General features: G+C 68.0%; 12 protein-coding genes and 1 pseudogene. 8 read left to right on the forward strand and 5 right to left on the reverse strand.

The features are described 5' to 3' along the window. Window position 1: 1 nt before the first annotated feature. From mrdA to AC1DOM_RS02025, 5 genes and pseudogenes are all read left to right on the forward strand, one after another. A complete protein-coding gene (mrdA, locus tag AC1DOM_RS02005; protein ID WP_498959704.1) occupies window positions 2-1,915 on the forward strand; it encodes a penicillin-binding protein 2 in 1,914 nt (637 codons plus the stop codon). Then, entirely contained in the window at window positions 1,912-3,024 is a 1,113-nt protein-coding gene (gene rodA / locus AC1DOM_RS02010; protein WP_498959706.1) for a rod shape-determining protein RodA, read from the forward strand. The genes mrdA and rodA overlap by 4 nt, the downstream gene beginning before the upstream one ends. 111 nt (window positions 3,025-3,135) lie before the next feature. Next, a pseudogene (mltB, locus tag AC1DOM_RS02015) lies at window positions 3,136-4,242 on the forward strand (lytic murein transglycosylase B); the annotation flags it as partial. A 71-nt stretch (window positions 4,243-4,313) separates the two neighbouring features. Further along, window positions 4,314-5,591, forward strand: a complete 1,278-nt coding sequence (locus AC1DOM_RS02020; protein WP_498959708.1) for a septal ring lytic transglycosylase RlpA family protein — start codon at window positions 4,314-4,316, stop codon at window positions 5,589-5,591. A gap of 95 nt (window positions 5,592-5,686) precedes the next feature. Next, complete coding sequence (locus AC1DOM_RS02025; RefSeq protein ID WP_498959709.1) at window positions 5,687-6,901, forward strand: D-alanyl-D-alanine carboxypeptidase family protein; 1,215 nt, start codon at window positions 5,687-5,689, stop codon at window positions 6,899-6,901. A gap of 77 nt (window positions 6,902-6,978) precedes the next feature. Here AC1DOM_RS02025 and AC1DOM_RS02030 read toward each other — a convergent pair whose 3' ends face one another. The 5 genes from AC1DOM_RS02030 to AC1DOM_RS02050 form a co-directional block, all read right to left on the reverse strand. Then, the gene (locus AC1DOM_RS02030; RefSeq protein WP_498959710.1) at window positions 6,979-8,730 is read right to left on the reverse strand and encodes a hypothetical protein; all 1,752 of its coding nucleotides are present in this window, start codon (window positions 8,728-8,730) and stop codon (window positions 6,979-6,981) included. Beyond that, the gene (locus AC1DOM_RS02035; RefSeq protein ID WP_498959712.1) at window positions 8,721-10,751 is read right to left on the reverse strand and encodes a hypothetical protein; all 2,031 of its coding nucleotides are present in this window, start codon (window positions 10,749-10,751) and stop codon (window positions 8,721-8,723) included. Before AC1DOM_RS02035 ends, AC1DOM_RS02030 begins: the two co-directional genes overlap by 10 nt. A 142-nt stretch (window positions 10,752-10,893) precedes the next feature. Next, entirely contained in the window at window positions 10,894-12,714 is a 1,821-nt protein-coding gene (locus tag AC1DOM_RS02040) for a S8 family serine peptidase (protein WP_498959714.1), read from the reverse strand. Between the two features lie 51 nt (window positions 12,715-12,765). Next, entirely contained in the window at window positions 12,766-15,300 is a 2,535-nt protein-coding gene (locus AC1DOM_RS02045; RefSeq protein ID WP_498959716.1) for a YadA C-terminal domain-containing protein, read from the reverse strand. An 80-nt stretch (window positions 15,301-15,380) separates the two neighbouring features. After that, on the reverse strand, window positions 15,381-17,705 hold the full coding sequence (locus AC1DOM_RS02050) for a winged helix-turn-helix domain-containing protein (RefSeq protein ID WP_498959718.1): 2,325 nt from the start codon (window positions 17,703-17,705) through the stop codon (window positions 15,381-15,383). Between the two features lie 179 nt (window positions 17,706-17,884). Between AC1DOM_RS02050 and AC1DOM_RS02055 the strand changes: the two genes are divergently transcribed. From AC1DOM_RS02055 to lipA, 3 genes are read left to right on the forward strand one after another with little or no spacing between them, the layout of a single operon-like run. After that, window positions 17,885-18,163, forward strand: a complete 279-nt coding sequence (locus AC1DOM_RS02055; RefSeq protein ID WP_498959720.1) for a DUF493 family protein — start codon at window positions 17,885-17,887, stop codon at window positions 18,161-18,163. Then, complete coding sequence (gene lipB / locus AC1DOM_RS02060) at window positions 18,151-18,864, forward strand: lipoyl(octanoyl) transferase LipB (RefSeq protein ID WP_498959722.1); 714 nt, start codon at window positions 18,151-18,153, stop codon at window positions 18,862-18,864. The genes AC1DOM_RS02055 and lipB overlap by 13 nt, the downstream gene beginning before the upstream one ends. Beyond that, the gene (gene lipA / locus AC1DOM_RS02065) at window positions 18,861-19,868 is read left to right on the forward strand and encodes a lipoyl synthase (RefSeq protein WP_498959724.1); all 1,008 of its coding nucleotides are present in this window, start codon (window positions 18,861-18,863) and stop codon (window positions 19,866-19,868) included. The genes lipB and lipA overlap by 4 nt, the downstream gene beginning before the upstream one ends. The last annotated feature ends 12 nt before the right edge of the window (window positions 19,869-19,880 follow it).

The raw sequence follows: 19,880 nt of genomic DNA on the forward strand, positions 1-19,880 counted from the left end.
CATGCGCCGCCGCCAGCTGAAGAACGCATTCGCCGAGGCGATGCAGTTCCGCACCCGCGCGTTGATCGCGTTCGCGGCGGTCGCGCTCGCGTTGTTCGGCCTGGGCGGCTGGTACTTCCGCCTGCAGGTGCTCGAACACGACGAATACGCCACGCGCTCGGAAGCCAACCGCATCAAGCCGCGCCCGGTCGTGCCGGGCCGCGGGCTGATCCTCGATCGCAAGGGCCGCGTGCTCGCCGAAAACGTGCCGGCCTTCCGCCTGGACGTCGTGCCCGACCAGGCGGGTGACACCCAACAACTGGTCGCGAGCCTTTCGAAGATCGTCGCGCTCGATCCAGAAGACATCGAACGCTTCGACGTCGAACGCAAGGCCCGCCACGGCTGGCGCCCGATCACGCTGAAGATGCGCGTGGGCGAGGAAGAGGCGGCGCGTTTCGCGGTCGACCGCTGGCGTTTCCCGGGCGTCGAGCTCGTGCCCTACCTCAATCGCCATTACCCCTACGGCGATCTGCTCGCGCACATCATCGGGTACGTCGGCCGCATCGACCAGGCGGACCTGGCGAAGATGGGCGAAGTGGATGCCGCGCTCACGCACACCGGCAAGACGGGCCTGGAGCGTTATTACGAAGAAGCGCTGCGCGGCAAGGTCGGTTTCGAGAAGATCGAAACCAACGTCGAAGGCCGCGCGCTGCGCCGCCTGGGCCAGGTGCCCGCGGTGCCGGGCGCGGACCTGCGCCTGTCGATCGACCTGGATCTGCAGAAGGCGATGGTCGCCGCGTTCGAAGACCACGACGGTTCGGCGGTCGCGATCGATCCGCGCACCGGCGAAATCCTCGCGATGGTGAGCCTGCCTTCCTACGACCCCAACCTGTTCGTCAACGGCATCTCGCACGCGCAATACAAGGCGCTGATGGATGATCCCTCGCGCCCGCTGTTCAACCGCAATGTGCTCGGCGGTGGTCCGCCGGGTTCGACGGTGAAGCCGCTGATCGCGCTCGCGGGCCTGGACAGCGGCCTGCGCCGTCCGGAAGACAAGGTGTTCTCCACCGGCGAATTCCATATCCCGGGCCAGAAGCGCGGATATCGCGACGCGCACGGCGGCGCGGGCTGGACGGACCTGCGCAAGTCGATCGCCGCGTCGGTGAACTTCTACTACTACAAGCTCGCCTACGACATGGGCATCGAGCGCTTCGCTTCGTACATGCACAAGTACGGATTCGGCGCGCCCTCGGGCATCGACCTCGCCGGCGAAACCAGCGGCATCGTGCCCTCGCCGGCGTGGAAGGCCACGCGCACGAAGGACCAGTGGTATGCCGGCGAGACCGTGATCGCGGGCATCGGGCAGGGCTATTGGGTCGCCACGACGCTGCAACTCGCGCGCGGTGTGTCGGCGATCGCGAACGGCGGTCGCCTGATTCGTCCGCATCTGGCCGCCGCGCGTCGCGATGGTTACGACACGCCGTGGTTGCCGATCGTGCAGCCGCCCGCGGTGCGCATCACCGACCATCCCGACAACCTGCGCGCCGTGCAGGAAGGCATGATGATGACGATGCAGCCGGGCGGCACGGGCTTCAGCCTCGTGCGCGGCGCGCCGTACCTGATGGCGGGCAAGACCGGCACCGCGCAGAAGATCAGCCGACGCGGCGGCGTGAGCGTGGATCCGCACCAGTTGCCGTTCAACCTCCGCCACCAAGCCTTGTTCGTCGGTTATGCGCCGGCGGAGAACCCGACGATCGCGGTCGCGGTCGCCGTCGAACACGGTGGCTTCGGCGCGAGCACCGCCGGCCCGATCGCACGCAAGATCTTCGACGCTTACCTGCTGGGGAAGATGCCGGAAGTGGCGCCGCCCGAGCAGGTACCCGTCGCCGCTGCAGTTCCGGCGGCGCCGTCGCCGACACCGGCACCGCCGCGATGAACGCGATCCTCCGCATCGGCGTGGATCTCACCGGGCGCGTGTTGCGCACGGTCGATCCGTGGCTGCTCGCCGCGCTGCTGGCCTTGATGACCATCGGCCTGGCCGTGCTGTACAGCGCGGGCGCCGAAACCCCGAAGCTCGTTTACGCGCAGGGCGCGCGCTTCGTCGTGGGCCTGGCCGCGATGTGGGGCCTGTCGCGCATTCCGCCCACGCGGCTGCGGCACTGGTCGCCGCTGGTGTACGGCATCTCGCTGCTGCCGCTGCTGCTCGTGCTCGCGATCGGGCAGGGCAAGCACGGCAACCACTGGATCAACCTGGGCTTCTTCTACTTCCAGCCTTCGGAAGTGATCAAGTTGAGCCTGCCGATGATGGTCGCGTGGTTCCTGCAGCGCGAACCGCTGCCGCCGAATTTCCGCGTCGTGCTCGTCTCCGGCGTCCTGATCGCGATTCCCCTCGGGCTGATCCTGCTGCAGCCGGACTTCGGCACCGGGATGCTGGTGGCGTCGAGCGGCGTGTTCGCGCTGTTCCTCGCCGGGTTGTCGTGGTGGTGGTTCGTCGCTGCCTTCGCCGGCGTGGCGGCGGTCGCGCCCGTCGCGTGGTTCTTCATGCTGCGCGAATACCAGAAGGAACGCATCCTGACCTTCCTCAATCCCGAATCCGATCCGCTCGGCGCCGGCTGGAACATCATCCAGTCGAAGATCGCCATCGGCGCGGGCGGCATGACGGGCAAGGGTTGGGGGCAGGGTTCGCAATCGCACCTGGATTACCTGCCCGAACACACCACCGACTTCATCTTCGCCGTGCTGAGCGAAGAGTTCGGTTGGCTCGGCGTGGCGACGGTACTCACGCTGTATCTGTTCGTGATCGGTCGCTGCCTGTGGATCGCCGCCGAAGCGCGCGATGGCTATTCGCGCCTGCTCGCGGGCGCGTTGGGCCTGTCCTTCTTCGTCTACGTCATCGTCAACGGTGGGATGATCTCGGGCATGTTGCCGGTCGTCGGCGTGCCCATGCCCCTCCTGAGTTACGGCGGCACGTCGGCGGTTTCCCTGCTGGCGGGATTGGGCCTGGTGATGGCGGTCGGCGCGCATCGCCCGCGCCATACGACATGAAGCAAAGGCGGGAATAGGGGATAGGGAATAGGGAATGGTTGATGCACGGCGGATCAACAATTCCCCATTCCCTATTCCCCATTCCCCGTCCACGCGCTACCCTCCGGCGCAATGACGTTCCGTGCCGCATTGCTCATTCCGCTGGCCGCGCTGACTGCGTGCGCGACCCAGGCCCCGCCTTCCCCGCAAACCGCGCCGGCGCCCGCCATCACGCAGGTCAAGCCGGCTTCCGCCGCAACCCGCAGCACGACGCCCGCAGCGCCCGTTCCGCCGCAATTGCGCGACATCAGCGCCGCGCGCGCCGACTTCGTGCGCCTGACCGCGGCGAAGTACGACATCGATCCTGCGTACATCGAATCGGTGCTCGCGAAGGCGCAGATCCGCGACGGCATCATCGCCGCGATGTCGCGCCCGGCCGAAGCCAAACCGTGGCGCGACTACCGCCCGATCTTCATCACGCAAGGGCGCATCGACGGCGGCAAGGCCTTCATGTCGACCAATCGCGATGCGCTCGCACGCGCCGAAGCCCGCTTCGGCGTGCCGGCGGAAATCATCACCGCGATCATCGGCGTGGAAACCAGCTACGGCGGCAACAAGGGCAGCTATCCGGTCATCGATGCGCTCTACACGCTCGCCTTCAACTATCCGCGCACCGGCGATCCGGCCAAGGTCACGCGCGAGAACCAGCGCGAAGCCTTCTTCCGCGACGAGCTCGGCCAGTTCTTCGCCCTGGGCAAGGAAGCGGGCCTGGACATCACGCAGCTCAAGGGCAGCTATGCCGGCGCGATGGGCTACGGCCAGTTCATGCCCTCCAGCTACCGCCAGTACGCGGTGGATGGCGACAACGACGGCAAGCGCGATCTGTTCGAGAACATCGACGACGCGACGGAATCGGTCGCCAACTATTTTGCGAAGAAGGGCGGCTGGAAACGCGGCGGCCCGGTGATGACGGCCGCGCTGCGCGATCCGTCGGCCACCGATTACAGCGCCAAAGACATCGACGTGATGCAGCCCTTCGAGAGCTTCGCGCCGATCGGCTACCGCACCACCCTTCCGCTCGCGCCCGCCACGCCCGCGCAGATCGTGCGCTTCGACGGCGCCGGCGGCACCGAATATTGGATGGTGTTCGACAACTTCCGCGCGATCACCAAGTACAACACCTCGCGTTTGTATGCGACGGCCGTGTACCAGCTCGCCGAATCGATCGCCGGGCGCGACGCGCAGGTGGCGCAACAGACGCAGCTGGCGACCGTTCCGCTGCCGCCGGTGCAGGCGCAGGCCACGCCGCCATGAAGCGCGCGCTGCCGGCGATGTGCCTGTTGCTGGCCGCCTGCGGCGGCGCGCCGACCACCAAGGCGCCGGCGCCTTCGCAATCTTCCACCACCGTTTCGAACGCATCGGCGAACACGCAGGGCGGCAAGCGCCGTTCGCCTTACGCGCCCGCGCAGGAAGATCTCTCCAAGCGCGGCGATTACACCGCCGGCGGCCTTTACGCACCGAACGTCCGGGACAGCGCGCCGCCGCCGATCGACGACGTGCACCTGATCCCGGAACCGGACGTCGTCGCCGAACCGCGTTCGCGCTACGGCAATCGCGATTACGCGGTGCTCGGCAAGCAATACCACGTGCTCGACGATCCCTCGGGCTATGTCGAACGCGGCACCGCGTCGTTCTACGGCCAGAAATTCCACGGCCGCCGTACCTCGTCGCTCGAGGTGTACGACATGTACGCCTTCAGCGCTGCGCACAAGACCTTGCCGCTGCCGTCCTTCGCGCGCGTCACCAACCTGGCGAACGGCAAGTCGGTGGTGGTGCGCGTCAACGATCGCGGCCCCTTCCACGACGGGCGCGTGATCGACCTCAGTTACGCGGCCGCGGTGAAGCTCGGCGTGTATCCGGCGGGCACCGCGAACGTGGAAGTGCGCGCACTCACGGTGAACGATCGCGGCCCCGACATGCGCGTGGCCGCACCCGATCCCGCGCCGCCGCCCGTGTCGCCGAGCGCGATGGACCGCATGGTCCAGGCGCTTCCGATCGCCACCGCGCAAGCCGGCGAACGCAAGCCGACGCCCGCCAACGCGGAGCCCGAACCCACGCCGCCCGGCCCCTGGCGCTTCGACATGCGCCAGGACGGCAAGGCGATGACCGCCGACGAGTTCGACAAGTGGATGAAGGAGCGGCAGGTGCACGTGGCGACCGGCCAGTCCGGCACGGCCGACCAGCGCGCACCCACCGAACCGGTGAAGGCACCGGTCCGCACTGAAACGGCCGCTTCCACGCCGCCGCCGCCCGCACGCGAAACGCCGCCCGCGCCACCTGCGCCGACCGTGAAGGGCGACGCCGTCGTGTTGCAGATCGCCAGTTTCGCCGCACGTGCCAATGCAGAGCGCGCACTGGCGATGCTCGAAGGCGCCGGCATTCGCGATGCACGCCTGTTCGACGCCACCGCTTCAGGCCAGAAAGTCTGGCGCCTGCGCGTTGGCCCGGTGCCGGGCGAGCGCGTCGCGGAACTCAGCGCGACCGTCGCCGGTCTCGGATTCGGTCGCCCAAACATCGTGCGCGACTGATTCACCGGCACGGCGCGGCCGTGGCCTCTAGAATCCTGCTCCTTAGAATCGCGTTCTTTCCCCCTTCGCCCGCATTTCCGGAACCCGCCGTCCTGATGAACGTCCGTCCCCTCGCCGCCCTCACGCTCGCGGCCCTCGCCACTTCCTTCATCGGTCTCGCGCTCGCGCAAACGCCGGCACCTGCGGCGAAGCCCGCCGCGCCCGCCGCGCTGAGCGATTCGCTGCCCGTTCCGCCGCCGCCGCAGATCCAGGGCAAGGCCTGGGTCCTGATGGATTACGCGACCGGCCAGGTTCTCGCGGGCCAGAACGGCGATGCGCAACTCGAACCGGCGAGCATCACCAAGGTGATGACCAGCTATGTCGTCGCCGCCGAGATGAAGTCGGGCAAGGTGAAGGGCACCGACCCGGTGATGATGAGCGAGCACGCCTGGCGCGAAGGCGGCGCCGGCACCGAGGGCAGCTACAGCGGCTTCGAAGTGAACAAGACCGCGCCGCTGGTGGAAATGGAAAAGGGCATGGTCGTGCAGTCGGGCAACGACGCGGCCATCGCGCTCGCCGAACACGTCGCCGGCAGCGAAGACGCGTTCGCTTCGCTGATGAATGCCTACGCGCAGCGCATCGGCATGCAGCACTCGCACTTCGTCAACCCGCACGGCCTGTCGGCGCCGGGTCACGTCTCCACCGCGCACGACCTGGCGATCCTCGGCCGCGCGTTGATCCGCGATTTCCCCGAAGCGTATTCGTACAACAAGATCAAGGAATACACGGTCGGCCCGATCACGCAGCGCAACCGCAACCTGCTGCTGTGGCGCGATCCGTCCGTCGACGGCATCAAGACCGGCCACCACAGCGGCGCCGGTTATTGCCTGATGGCCTCGGCCCAGCGCGGCGACCAGCGCCTGATTTCGGTGGTCATGGGTTCGACCAGCGAGAACCAGCGCGCGGTGGATTCGCAGGCGCTGCTCAATTGGGGCTTCCGTTTCTTCGAAACGCATCGCCTCTACGAAGCGAACAAGGCGATCTCGAAGCAGAAGGTGTGGAAGGGCGATGCCGATCAGGTGCAGCTGGGCGTGGATTCGCCGATGCTGGTGAGCACGCCGCGCGGCAAGTACGCGCAGCTCAAGCCGAGCATGGACATTCCCAAGACGCTCGTCGCGCCGATCGCGAAGGGCCAGAAGATCGGCAGCGTGAAGGTCACGCTCGACGGGAAGGTGATCGCGGAGCGTCCGCTGGTTGCGCTCAATGCGGTGGAAGAAGGGGGGTTCTTCAAGCGCATGTGGGATGAACTGATGATGTGGTGGAACAGCTAAGAGCGTTGATGCGCGCGTAGCTTCTTGGGGACGCCTCGCCACGTCACGTGCCGAGGCGTCCATCCGAAGAGGCGCCTTTACTTCCCGTAGGCCCCGTACAAAAAGCGCCCGCCACCATCCGGCCGCGCCACATCGTCGTAATCCACCGCCGGCGGCTGCAACGCCACAGGCAACACGATCGCCGGCGTGAACTGCTGGTCGAAGCGATACGGATGCAGCGGATTGTTCGGATCGGTCAGGCGATAGTCCCTGTTCGGCAATGAGCGAAGCAGGTTCGGAATGCCCTCGCCGCTGACCGAATTGGTCAGCAAGGGGAACTGCGGCGGATCGATGTCGATGATGTTGAAGGCACCGCGGATCCTGTTGTCCGCGCCCGGTGCCCCCGTCAACGAAGCGATGTCGCCGACGACATCGGCATCGTGATTTCGCCAGAACACGTTGAAGTACACGTGCGCGGTGCTGTCCTGCACCGCCAGGCCGGCGCCGGCGTTGTCGGCGACCGTGTTGTTCACGATCGTCGCGAAATTGCGCCCGTTGTTGCCGTTCGGCCCCGTGCAGGTGTCGCCGCAATTGCCGTCGACGATGATCGCGCCCGTGCCGAAATTGCGCACGACGACGTTGTTGTACACATAACCGACGTTGTACTGGTCGAGGAAGATCGCCGAACCCAGCTTCGTGGTGCGGTTGGCTTCGAACCAGTTGTTGCGCACGATCAGTAGCGCGACCGACGCGCTGCCGCCGCGGTCGTGTTGCCCGATCAGGCCCGCGCCGACGCCGAAGTGGTCGCCGTCGGACACCGTGTCGTTGCCGAAGAACAGGTTGTGGTGCACATCGCCGTGCATGCCGATGGCCATGCCCGCGCCATGCGGCAGGGAGGCTTCGTACAGGCGGTTGTTTCGGATGATGTTGTGGTGCACGTTCGCGACCAGGCCGGTCATGGTCAGCACGTTGCCGAAGCCGTCGTTGCTGGAGGCCGTCTGATCCAGCGTGCCCAGGCTTTCGGTCGCGCCGCCGATGTTGATGCCGCCGCCGTGGTGGCCGCCGCCGTTTTCCTCGATCAGGTTGTTGGCGATTTCCACCGCCACCGTGCGGCCGCCGCCGACTTCGACGCCACCGCAGTCGGTGCGCGCGGTGGGCGTGGTGCAACCGTTGTGGTGGACGCGGTTGTTGCGCAGGGTGATGCGCTCGTTCGCGTCCCACGCAGTGACGTCGATGCCGCGATTGTTGCTGCCCGTGACGACGAAGCCATCGATCACGATTTCCACCGGCGCCTCGGCATGGATGACGTGCTGGTTGGCGTTCGCGGCGGTGACGGTCGATGGCAGTGCGGCCGCGTTGCGCGTGGTGAACGCGGCATTCAATCCGCCCACCAGCCGGTGGCTATGGCGCATGCCGAGGTCGATGTTTTCCGTGTAGCTGCCGTTCGCGACGCAAACGATCGTCGGCGTCTCGCCCGCCGCCACGATCGCCTGCATGATCGTGCCGTAGGGATTGGCGCGCGTGCCGTTGCCGGTGGCGCCTGCGCGCACGAAACGGCTGGTCCAACCGGCAGGCCGCAGCGCGTCGTTCGTGCATCCGTAATCGAGATAACCGTTGCCGCCAACGCCGAGTCCGCCGTGCATCCTGATCGGGCGCAAGCCGCCGCCCGTGCGAATGCCGGTCCCTGCAAAGGAAGCATCGGCGCTGGAAAGGGTGGCGCCGGACGATTTCGGCTTGAGCGCGCCGACGCGCGATGCCGCGGTGTCCTGGCGGCCTGCCCCACCACAGGCGCCAAGCGCGCACAGCGCCGTCATGCACACCGCGCAACGCAATGCGGAGATCAATTGCATTGGCTTGCTCCCAGTGTCGTGTGCGCAGTGCGCGGGGTGACCAGCAACACGCCCGGCGTCCATCCACCGGCGCCGTTGTCCTGCAGGCGGATCTGATAGCGCGGGCGCACTGAGGCGGGAATGTCGTTGGTCCACGCAACGGCCTGGCTGCAGACCGCGCTGCCCGTGATGGGTGCCGTCGTTGCGGCATTGAGCGCGAGCCCGCCCGTTTTCAGGTTCGCTGCGCCGGTCACGTGATGGTGATCGTGGGCGCCGGGATAACTGAATTCCGAGAGCGCGACCTCGTTGTCGCCGTAGCCCGGCGTCGGGTAGCCGGTCCACAAGGGTTGGTTCCAGTTGTTGGTGACGTAGTTGCGCCGCAACTCGATCTGCTCGCCCTTGTAGGTGTTCCAGTGGAAGGGCTGCGCATTGGCCAGTGCGTTGCTGCCGCTCATGACCTGCACGGCGTTGTTCACCGCCACGTAGCGGCCCCAGAAGTCTTCCGGCGTGCGGCGGCGGATCACGCCGTAATCCTTGCCGTTGGCGATCATGTGGAAGTCGACATTGTTGGAATCGAGCACGAGGTGCCCGTCGTAGAAGTCCCAGGAGTTCGCGTTGTCCAGGCAGCAGCTGAAGAGCGTGGCGGCGCCCTGGCTGCTGTTCTTGTTCAAGCTGGTCACGATGGTGTTGAAGTAGAACCAGAGCTTGCCGCGGCGCCCGTCGATCGGGCTGTTGTCCGAACCGAAATGCACCATCGACGCGCCCATCGTCTGCACGTGCACCTTCTGGTCGCGGCGGAAGATGTTCCCGTACATGTAGCTGCCGTGGTCGTACTTCAGCCAGTCGCGCTGCATCATCGCGCGCAGTTCGGGCGTGACGGCGCCGGGGTCCTGGTCGGCCAGCAGGTTGAAGAACCACGGGAACACCGACGGCCGGAAATCCTCGATGTCGATCAGGTCGATCGAATGCGCGCCGTTCTCGAAGTAGTTGTAGCGCACCAGTTCGCCCACCGTGCGCATCTTCAGGTCGTTGCCGTTGGAGGCTTCATCGTTGTCGATCGCGCCGCTGCCGTCGATGTCGTGGCGGATCGGATTGCCGAAGTAGTTGTACTGGACGACGAAGTTCACGCCCTGGATGTAGGCCTGGTGCACGTTGTAGTCGTCGACCAGGCCGTTGTCGTGGAAGTAATTCCCTTCCAGCAGGAAGTTGCGCGTGAGGTAGTGGTCGCCGCCGTAATCCAGGCCGCGGCTGATCACGTAGACGCCGACCGGGCAGAACAAAAACTCGTTGTCGCGCAAGGTGACGTTCTGCGCGCGCGACACATACAGGCACCCGGTGTGCGTGTTGTAGGGGTGCGACAGGTTGTCCATGCCGATGTAGCTGGCGGCGTGGTTGTCGCCGGAATAGGGCGGCGACATGGTGCCGGTGAGGTTCAGGCCTTCGATCGCGATGTTCCTGATGCCGCTGTCGCGCGCGATGGCGACGATGCCACGATTGACGGTGGCGTATTCCTCCGCCGGCGTCCCGATCTCGTTCTGCAATGCGTTGTTGCTGCGCACGCGGGCATTCAGGYCCGAAATCTTCGGGCGCGCGCCGTTGGCATCGCGCACGCCGCAGACCTTGATGTCGCCGGTGACGATGAAGATGCGTTCGTTGTAGGGCGTCGCCTTCGGCAGGACGCGGACCATCGTGTGCGGCGGCAAGGCTTCCCAGGCCACCTGCGAGAGATTGGCGAGCGATCCGCCCGGCCCGACGTTGATGACGTTGCCGGCGAAATTCGCGTTGTCCGGATGCGCCGGATCGCAGTTGGCGGCCGTGCGCGATTCGCGCAGGTTCGGGAAGTCCTGGCCGGTGAAGCCGTCGTATCTGTAGGGCGGAAGCGGCCCGCCCGTCCTGCGGCGCGAGAAAGGATTGGCCGGGCTTTGCGCCGGACGTTTGTCGACGCTCGCGGTGCGTGGCGCGGCGGCATGCTGCGTGCCGCCGCCGCACGCGGCGACCACGCTCAGCGCACTCGCGCACAGTGTTGCTTTCAACCAGTTCATCTCAACAGCCCCCTGTCGATGGAATGGATTTGCTTGTTCGCCGAAAAAACACACCCGACGAAACGTGGAGGAACACGTTCCGTCGGGCGCGCCGGCATCCGGGCGCGCGTCCTGCACGACCGGACACCTCTCCCAGCGTGGATCAGTTGTGGCGCGCTTCCAGCGTCACGCCGGCGAAGGCCTTCGCACCGACGACCTTCACGTAGTACAGCCCGCCGCGCGTCACCGGCACGCGGATGGTTTCGTTGTTGCCCGCGTGTTGTGCGATCAAGTCGTACGCGCTCGTCGTCGGCACCTGCGCATACCGCACGAGCAGCGTCACGTCGCCGGTGCCGCCGTAAGTCAGGAAGCTCAGCGCGCTCGCGCCGACCGGCACATCGATGACGTACGACAACTGCGCACCCGTTGCGCCCGCGAGGTTCTTCGCCGGCGTCTTGTTCACCAGGGGACGCGCGGCGCTTTCGCAATCCGGGCCCTGGCACGGCGGCAACACGGTGGCGAGTGCCGCCTTCGCATCCAGGATGCCGGTGCCCATCGGCTCGTTCGACGGAATCGCGACGGGGAAGCGGCGCGCGGTCGCCTTCAACATCGTTTCCATCTGCGCCGGCGTGAGCGGCTTGCTCGCCTTGCTCTGCACGAGCGCTGCAACGGCCGCGACATGCGGCGCGGCCATCGAGGTGCCCGACATGCCGCCGTACGCGGGGCTGCCGAGTTCCGGTGCCGTCGCGCTGTCGTTGAGCGTCTGCCACACGTAACCGGTCGGGACGCCATCCTGTCCGCCGCCGCCACCGGGTGCGGAGAGGTCGACGATCTTGCCGAAGTTGGAGTAGTACGCCTTGCCGCCGTTGATGCGGGAAGCACCAACGGTGATGACGTTGCGGCAGCTGGCGGGCGCGAAGCCCGATGCATCGGCGTCGCTGTTGCCCGCCGAGACGACGACGGTCGTGCCGTTGGCCACGGCGGTGTCGATCGCGCCCTGCATCACGTCGTCGCAGGCGAACTGGCCGCCCAGGCTCATGTTGATCACCTCGGCCGGGTTCGCATTCGCGGTGACGCCCGGCACGATGCCGCCGGAGGCCCACACGATCGCGTCGGCGATGTCGGAGGTGTAGCCGCCGCAACGACCGAGCACGCGCACCGGCAACACCTTCGCACCGTGTGCGACGCCCGCCAGGCCGAGGCCGTTGTTCGAGACTTCCGCCACCGTGCCCGCGGTATGCGTGCCGTGGAAGCTGCTGTTGCTCATGTCGCACTGCGTGTAATCGTCGTTCCAGTCGCCGTAGTCGTGCGCGCCGGGCACGCGTTCGTCGGTGGCGCGGCGCGACACGAAGGCATCGGAGATGAAGTCGTAGCCCTGCAACAAATTCGGCGTGAGATCGGGATGGTCGGTGACACCGGTGTCGAGCACGGCGACGACGACGCCGGTTCCGTTCGCGCTGTCCCACGCCGCCGGTGCCTTGATGCCGCCGACGGAGTTGTAGAAGTGCCACTGATATTGCTGGCTGAGCGGATCGTTCGGCAGCATCGTCGGCGCGGCGATGCCCGTGTGATACATGCGGCGATCGGGCGCGACGGAAGCGACGTTCGGATCGGCGGCGAGCGCGTTCAACAGCGACGCGGTGCCGGCTGCATCGAGCGAACGCGAAAGTGCGATCACGTCGGCGCCCGAGCCCATGCGACGCACGTGGCGCACGGTGAGGCCGGGGATCGACGCGGCGATACCCGAGCGAACGACGGCTGCGCGCGCGGCATCGAGTGCAGCCGTGGTGCTCGAACGCTGCAAGGTGCCGGTGCGATACCGCACGATGAAACGACGCTGCGGCGCCTGCGCGGTCGGTGCGGGCTTCGCATCGACCACGCGCACGTTGACGCCTGCGGCCGTCGCGCGCATGCCGACGAAGGAGAGGGAAACGGCAGCGGCGAGCGCGCACGCGCTCAGGCAGCTGGTCAGACGAATGCTCATGAGGACTCCGAAAAAAATCGGGGCCGGTCCCTGGCCCCAGAGGGAAAGGGATTACCAGCCGAAGCCGACACCGGCGCCGGCGGAGGCCTCGTCGTCGCTGAACGCGCCGCCGAAGGTGACCGTGATCTTTTCGCCGATCGCGCGCTGGTAGCCGATCGACAGCGCCTGCGAGCTGCCGCTGAAACCGACGCCCACGCCCACGCGATTGGTCTGGTGCACGCCCGCCGCGCTCGTGGCCATGTTGAGCATCGCGGCGTTCATCGCGCCCATCTGGTCGATGCGCTCGTCGGTTTCGTCGAAGCGCTTGTTCACCTGGCTGCGCAGGTCGTCGACGGCCTGCAGCGGTGCGGCGACCAGGTCGGCGAAGCGCGCATCGGTGTACGCGCGCGCGTCGTTGAGCGTGCGCGTGTCGCCGGCGTTCACCTGCGCGACGTTGGCCGCATCGGTGTCGGCCGTGCCCGCGGCGACGTTCGTCACCTGGCGTTCGTGGCCCTGAGAACCGACGGAAACGGTGTTCGCGCGATCGGCGACGGAGCCTTGTCCGAGCGCGACGCTGTTGGTCGCCGTCGCGGCCACCGTCGCACCTGCACCGATCGCCGTGCCACCGCTTGCCTGCACCGACGTGTTGGTGCCGATGGCCGTCGCGCTCGCCGTCGTCGCCGCCGAGCCGCTGCCGACCGCAACGCTGCCCGTGCCGGTCGAATGCGCGTTCGAACCGATCGCGACACCACCCGTGCCCGTGCCGGCGTTCGCGTCGTCGGCGCCCGGCATGCCGCCGTCGACGTCGACGTGGCTGTCGTCGCCGCCCGTGCCCGGCGCCGCGTTTTCGAGATCGGTCACGCGATCGTCGAGTGCGGTGAGCTGCGCGAGGTAACTCCGGCCAAAGGCGTACAACTGCGCGCCGTTGACCGCATCCAGGCTGGTCGCGGAAATCGCGCCTGCGCGGACGTTGGTCAGCGTCGTGCCGCCGAAGCCGCCGAAGCTCACGCGATCGGCGGCCATCGAGTCGTAGGTCACCGCGTGCATCGCGGTGCCGTCGGTGTCGACCAGGCCCGCCGCGCGCAGCTGGCGCACGTTCACCGCATCGAAATCCTCGGAACCATCGGCGACGTGCGTGAGCTGGCGCTCGAAGCCGTCGCTGCCGATCGACACCGCGTTGGCGCGGTCGGCGACGGAATTGGCACCGAGCGCAATGGCGTTGTCGGCCGAGGCACTCGCGTGTGCACCGAGTGCGAGGCTCGCCGCGCCGCTCGCATCACTGCCGAAGCCCATCGCCGTGCTTTCGTCGCCGATCGCGGCGGCGTTGCTGCCGCTGGCGGTCGCGTATTCGCCGCGCGCCATCGCACCGTTGCCCAGTGCCGTCGATGCCGTGCCGAGCGCGTTGCTGTAGTTGCCCAGCGCGGTGGACTGATCGCTTTCCGCCATCGACAGCGCACCGACCGCGAGACTGTCCACGCCGATCGCCTGGCTCAGCGTGCCCATCGCGGTGGCCTGGTCGGCCATCGCCTGCGCGCCGGCGCCGACCGCGGTCGCGCCCTGGCCGTCGGCGAAGGAGCGGACGAGTTCGCCTTCCCACACGCTGCCGTCGTCGGACGCGCCGACGAAGTAAGCGCCGCCGAGCACCGTGCTGTTCGCGCGCAGCGCGACCGCGCCGACGCCGAGGGCGGTGGACGCAAAGCCATCGGCCTCGGCGAAGGAGCCGAACGCGTTGGCGTAGTCGTATTGCGCGAAGGCGCCGGTGCCGATCGCGCTGCTCCAATGGCCTTCGGCCTGCGAGAACGAACCGACCGCCGTCGCGCTTTCGCCATGGGCCGCGCTGCCGACGCCGATGGCGGTGGTCGCCATGCCGGTGGCGACGCTCGCCAGGCCCAGCGCAACGGCCTGTTCACCGCTTGCGACCGCTGCTTCGCCGACCGCCACCGCGTCGTCGCCGTAGGCGACCGCGCCGGTGCCGAGCGCCGTGCTGAAGTTGCCCGATGCGATCGAGCCGGTGCCGATCGCGGTGGCCAGTGCGCCGGTGGCCTGGGTGTTGTGCCAGCCGCCGATCCAGTTCGTCGCGCTGCCGATGGCGATCGCGCCGTTGCCCGAGGCATAGGACAGCTGCCCGATCGCGATGTCGCGCGAGGTCATCGCCGCGGCCTGGTAACCCAGGGCGACGGTCCATTCGCCGGTGGCCATCGCGCCCCAGCCGAAGCCCACCGCCTGGTTGCCGAGCGCCGCGGTGTACGGACCGGCGGCGACCGAACCCCAACCGGCCAGCGTGGCGTCGGTGCCGTCGCCCGCGCCATTGGAGGAGAAGTAATCCAGGCCGTCGGTGTCCGGCACCGGCGGCGGACCGCCCGGGCCGGGCGCCGGCTTCAATGCGGCGATCGGGGACGCGGCATTGATCCCGCCATCGGGCGCACGCGTGCATTCCAGCACTGCGCGATAGATGCCGTGGGCGTCGGGTTCGGCGGATTCGACGACGCGACAGTCGTCGCGCGTGGCCTGGGGTTCGACGTCCTGTCGGGCGGCCTGCTGCGCGAGCGCGGCGGGCGGCGTGGCGATCATCAACAGCAGTGCGGCATACAACTTCGTGCGTTGCATCGGGGATCTCGCGATCGGGGTGAGTTCCCGACGCTGTCACGCACCCCGCCGCGCGCCATTCCAAACGCTTGACGATCGCTTTACAGCCGCGTTGCCACGGGCCTTTCGCCGGCCAGGCGACGTGCGACGGCCAACGCCGCCTGTTGCTGGCCCGCCTGCCGAAGGTGGGTATAGAGCGCAACCTGCAGCAACGCGAGTTCGAAATCGCGGTCGGCCCAGGGCGCCACGCGACCGACGAGGGCCGTCGCTTCATCCAGCCGACCGCGCGTGAGCAGCCACTGCGCGCGCGCGGACACGGCGTTGGCGATCATGCCGGGTACGCCGCTGCCTTCGGCGATGTCGATGGCGGATTTGTATGCGGCATCGGCGCCGCGGTCGTCGCCTTCCCGACGGTGGCGTACGGCCAGGCCGAGTTGTTTGGTGAGCGGATCGGCGTCGAGCGCATCGGCGTTCGGCGGCGTCGGAAGGTCCGCATCCAGCGCCGCTTCCTGCACACGCCAGGCGACCCACGCCCGCAAGCGGCCGTTGCGGTCGGCGGGCCAATCGCGCAGCGCCTGCGTGCCGATCCGCGCGACCGCCGCCATCTCGCCGCGTTGCCGCGCCAGTTCCATCTCCAGGTATTCGTGGCGATGGAAGTCGCCGTGCGAAGCGGCGCGCGATTGCGGCAGGCGCAGCAGCGCGTCGGCTTCCTGCAGGCGGCCGATGGCGATCAGGGTTTCGGCGCGCCCCAGCAGCGCATCGGCGACATGCGCCGGGTCGCGGAGGCGGTCGCGCACGGCCCACGCGCGCTCGCTCACGGCCAGCGCCTGGTCGGGCTGCAGCAGCAACAGGTGCATCGCGACGAGCATGTTGCGCACGCCGGACAACTCCACGGTCGCATCGAGCGCCTTGAAGTCGCGCTCGGCCTTTTCGAAGGATTGCGCGGCCTGTTGCGGATGGTCGCGCTGCATTTCCAGCACGCCGAGGTTGCCGTCGACCTTCGCGACCGAAAGCCGGTCGCCGGCGCGCAACAGTTGCACGCGCGCGCTGCCGAGGTCGGCCAGGGCATCGTCGAAGCGGCCCTGCGCCATGCGCGCGGTGCCGCGGCCGATGAGTGCGCGCCCGAGTTCACTGGCATTGGGCGTCGGCGCGAAGGCGTTGATCGCGCGATCGAAGCTGCGCTCGGCATCGACGTACCGATCCAGTCGCATCAGCAGGCGGCCTTGCAAGGCTTCGATCTGCGCGCGCAGGGTCGCGTCGCCCTGGACCGCGGGCAGCTGCAGCAATCGCGTGGTTTTCGCCAGGCCGGCGGTGTGGCGGCCGTCGGCGAAATCGACTTGCGCGAGGCGATATTGCAACTGCGGCGTCGCGCGTTGCGCGGGCGGCGCGTCGAGCAGGAGGCTGCGCGCGGTTTCCGGATCGTTCGCGAGCAACGCCGATTGCGCACGCTGCAGGCGTTCGTCGAGATCGGGGACGTCCTGCGCGATGGCCGGCGACGTGCCGCCGATGGCGGCCAGCAGGCGATCGGTCGCCTGCCGCGTCGCGCCGACGAGGTCGGTTGCGTCGGCGCGGCCTGCGATCGCGTGGCCTTTCGCATCGCGCGCGGTGAGCGAGACATCCCAGAGATTGCGTTGATTGCGCGCGCGGGATTCGACGATCCACGCCGCCGGCGAATCCTGGCGCATGCGCTGCGCATCGAAGGTTTCGCCGTGCGCGCGCAGCAATGCGAGCGTCGCTTCGCTGGACCACACCGGTTGGTTCGCGCGGCGCAGGCGATCGACGACGAAATCCATCATGCCCAGGCGCGCCCACGCCGCGGTGTCGTCGCCTTCGACCTGCATCGGCAGGACGATGATGGCGTCCCGCGATTGCGCTGCGACGGACGCGCTGGACCATGGCAAGTGCGGCCATGCGAAGAAGGTGGCGATCGACAGGAGCGCGAGGAAGGCGATCGCATATGCGAACCGGCGGCGCGGTGCGCGCGTGGCGACGCTGGCGACTTCCGGTGCGCGACCCTCGCCCGCCGTGCTTGGCGGCGCTTCCACGACCGTTTCGACGACGGTCGGTTCGGCCGCCGCGACTTCTTCGCCGAGGATTTCCACCTCCATCGCCCAGCGAAACCCGAACCGCGGCACCGTGCGGATCGCGCGCTGTTCCTGCCCGTCGTCGCCGATCGCGCGCCGCGCGCGCAGCACCACCTGCGCCAGCTGCGCATCGGACACATCGGGCCGGCCGAAGACGGCGCGTACCAGTTCGTCGCGGCCGACGGCGCGGTCGCGGTGTTCGATCAGGGTCTGCAGGCATTCGAAGACGCGCGCGGGCAGCGGCTGCGGCACCTCGTCCAGGCGCAGCTCGCGTCGCGCGAGGTCGAGCACGCGCGCGCCGAAGCGGTAGCGGACAGCAGTCGGCGCGGGGCGGTGTCGCATCGTCGAACCAGCGGGAGCCACCGGACCGGGCACCACATCCTGTGGCGGACACGGCCGGGGGACGTGCAAGGGAGCGCCCGATCCTAGGGGCTGCGCGTTGCGAACGCCCGCGAAATAATTAAATCGGGGTGCGTACTGTCGGGGTTGGGTTCGCCGGTTGACGGTCCCATAATCCCGCGATGGAGATCAAGTCCGACAACCCCGACCACGGCTTCCAGTTTCCCGGCACCTTCGAGCTCTCCGCCATGGGCGCGGCCGACAAGGACCTGCAGGCCGAACTCCCGCGCCTGCTGATGGCCGCCGGCATCGACGTGGTGAGCGAATCGGTCAGCTGGAAGCACTCCTCCAACGGGAAATACGTCTCCGTGCGCATCGCCTTCAAGGCCGACTCGCGCGAGCAGTACGACGCCGCGCACGCCGCCCTGCGCGCGCACCCCGAGGTGAAGTGGACGCTGTGAGCGTCGCCATCGCGCCGCAAGCGGGGATCGCACGCGAGATCGTCGCGCGACCGGCCCTCGTGCGCGACCTGGGCCGCATGGCCTACGAACCGGTGTGGCGCGCGATGCAGGCCTTCACGGACGCGCGCACCGATGAAACCCCCGACGAAATCTGGCTGGTCGAGCACGATCCGGTTTTCACGCTCGGCCAGGCCGGCAAGCCCGAACACGTCCTGATGCCCGGCGATATCCCCGTGATCCACGTCGATCGCGGCGGGCAGGTGACCTACCACGGCCCGGGCCAGATCGTGGCCTACCCCCTGCTCGACCTGAAGCGGCTGAAGGTGGGCGTGCGCGAGTACGTCAACCGCATCGAACAGGCCGTCATCGACACGCTGGGCGACTGGAACATCCACGCGCAGCGCCGCGACGGCGCGCCGGGCGTGTACGTGAACGATGCCAAGGTCGCCGCGCTGGGCATCCGCGTGCGCCGCGGCTGCACCTTCCACGGCCTCGCATTCAACATCGCGATGGACCTCGAACCCTTCCACCGCATCAATCCGTGCGGCTACGCGGGTCTGCAGGTCGTCTCGATGGAAGACCTGGGCGGCCCGAACGCCCTGGACGCCGTCAAACCCCGGCTGCTGGAGCACCTGGCCGTACAATTCGGCCTGCGGCTCCAGTCTGCCTCCCCCGAATTATTCGCGGCACCTTCCCCATGAGCGAAATCGAGTCCAAGGCCATCCCGCTGACCATCGTCGGCGACGCCGCACCGTCGCTCGTGCCGGGCGCCAAGCAGGTGGCCGGCGACAAGATCGCGCGCTCGCCGGTACAGTTCGCCGACACGCCCGTGTTGCGCAAACCGTCCTGGATCCGCGTGCGCATTCCGTCGGGCAACTCCGTGGCCAACCTCAAGGCCAAGCTGCGCGAGAACCGCCTGGTCACGGTGTGCGAGGAAGCCAGCTGCCCGAACATCCACGAGTGCTTCAGCCACGGCACGGCGACCTTCATGATCCTGGGCGAGGTTTGCACGCGCCGGTGCTCGTTCTGCGACGTCGCCCATGGCCGCCCGAAGCCGCCCGATGCCGGCGAGCCCCTGCACCTGGCGACCACCATCGCCGACATGGGCCTGAAGTACGTGGTCATCACTTCGGTCGACCGCGACGACCTGCGCGACGGCGGTGCCCAGCATTTCGTCGACTGCATCAGCGCGGTGCGCCACCACAGCCCGCGCACGAAGATCGAAATCCTCACGCCCGATTTCCGGGGCAAGGGCCGCATGGATCGCGCGCTGGAGATCCTGGCGACCAACCCGCCGGACGTGTTCAACCACAACGTCGAGACCGTGCCGGACCTGTATCCGAACGTGCGCCCCGGCGCGGACTACGCCTGGTCGCTCACGCTGCTGAAGAAGTTCAAGGCGCAGCACCCCGAAGTCGCCACCAAGTCCGGGATCATGCTGGGCCTGGGCGAGACGATGGAGCAGGTGCAGGCGACGCTGCGCGACCTGCGCGCGCACGACGTCGACATGATCACCATCGGCCAGTACCTCCAGCCCAGCCCGCACCACCATCCGGTGCTGCGTTACTGGACGCCCGAGGAGTTCAAGGCGCTCGAGGTCTACGGCATGTCGCTCGGGTTTACCCACGTCGCCTCGGGCCCGCTGGTGCGTTCGTCGTACCACGCCGACCGGCAGGCGATCGACGCCGGCTTCGTCGCCGCGTAAAGGTGCGGTTGA

It is taken from the genome of Lysobacter sp. P5_B12 (assembly GCF_056400425.1).

What these genes read in the sequence shown, in the direction of transcription:
- mrdA (WP_498959704.1), top strand. Translation starts at nt 2, where the DNA reads ATGCGCCGCCGCCAGCTGAAGAACGCATTCGCCGAGGCGATGCAGTTC.
- rodA (WP_498959706.1), top strand. Translation starts at nt 1,912, where the DNA reads ATGAACGCGATCCTCCGCATCGGCGTGGATCTCACCGGGCGCGTGTTG.
- AC1DOM_RS02020 (WP_498959708.1), top strand. Translation starts at nt 4,314, where the DNA reads ATGAAGCGCGCGCTGCCGGCGATGTGCCTGTTGCTGGCCGCCTGCGGC.
- AC1DOM_RS02025 (WP_498959709.1), top strand. Translation starts at nt 5,687, where the DNA reads ATGAACGTCCGTCCCCTCGCCGCCCTCACGCTCGCGGCCCTCGCCACT.
- AC1DOM_RS02030 (WP_498959710.1), bottom strand. Translation starts at nt 8,730, where the DNA reads ATGCAATTGATCTCCGCATTGCGTTGCGCGGTGTGCATGACGGCGCTG.
- AC1DOM_RS02040 (WP_498959714.1), bottom strand. Translation starts at nt 12,714, where the DNA reads ATGAGCATTCGTCTGACCAGCTGCCTGAGCGCGTGCGCGCTCGCCGCT.
- AC1DOM_RS02045 (WP_498959716.1), bottom strand. Translation starts at nt 15,300, where the DNA reads ATGCAACGCACGAAGTTGTATGCCGCACTGCTGTTGATGATCGCCACG.
- AC1DOM_RS02050 (WP_498959718.1), bottom strand. Translation starts at nt 17,705, where the DNA reads ATGCGACACCGCCCCGCGCCGACTGCTGTCCGCTACCGCTTCGGCGCG.
- AC1DOM_RS02055 (WP_498959720.1), top strand. Translation starts at nt 17,885, where the DNA reads ATGGAGATCAAGTCCGACAACCCCGACCACGGCTTCCAGTTTCCCGGC.
- lipA (WP_498959724.1), top strand. Translation starts at nt 18,861, where the DNA reads ATGAGCGAAATCGAGTCCAAGGCCATCCCGCTGACCATCGTCGGCGAC.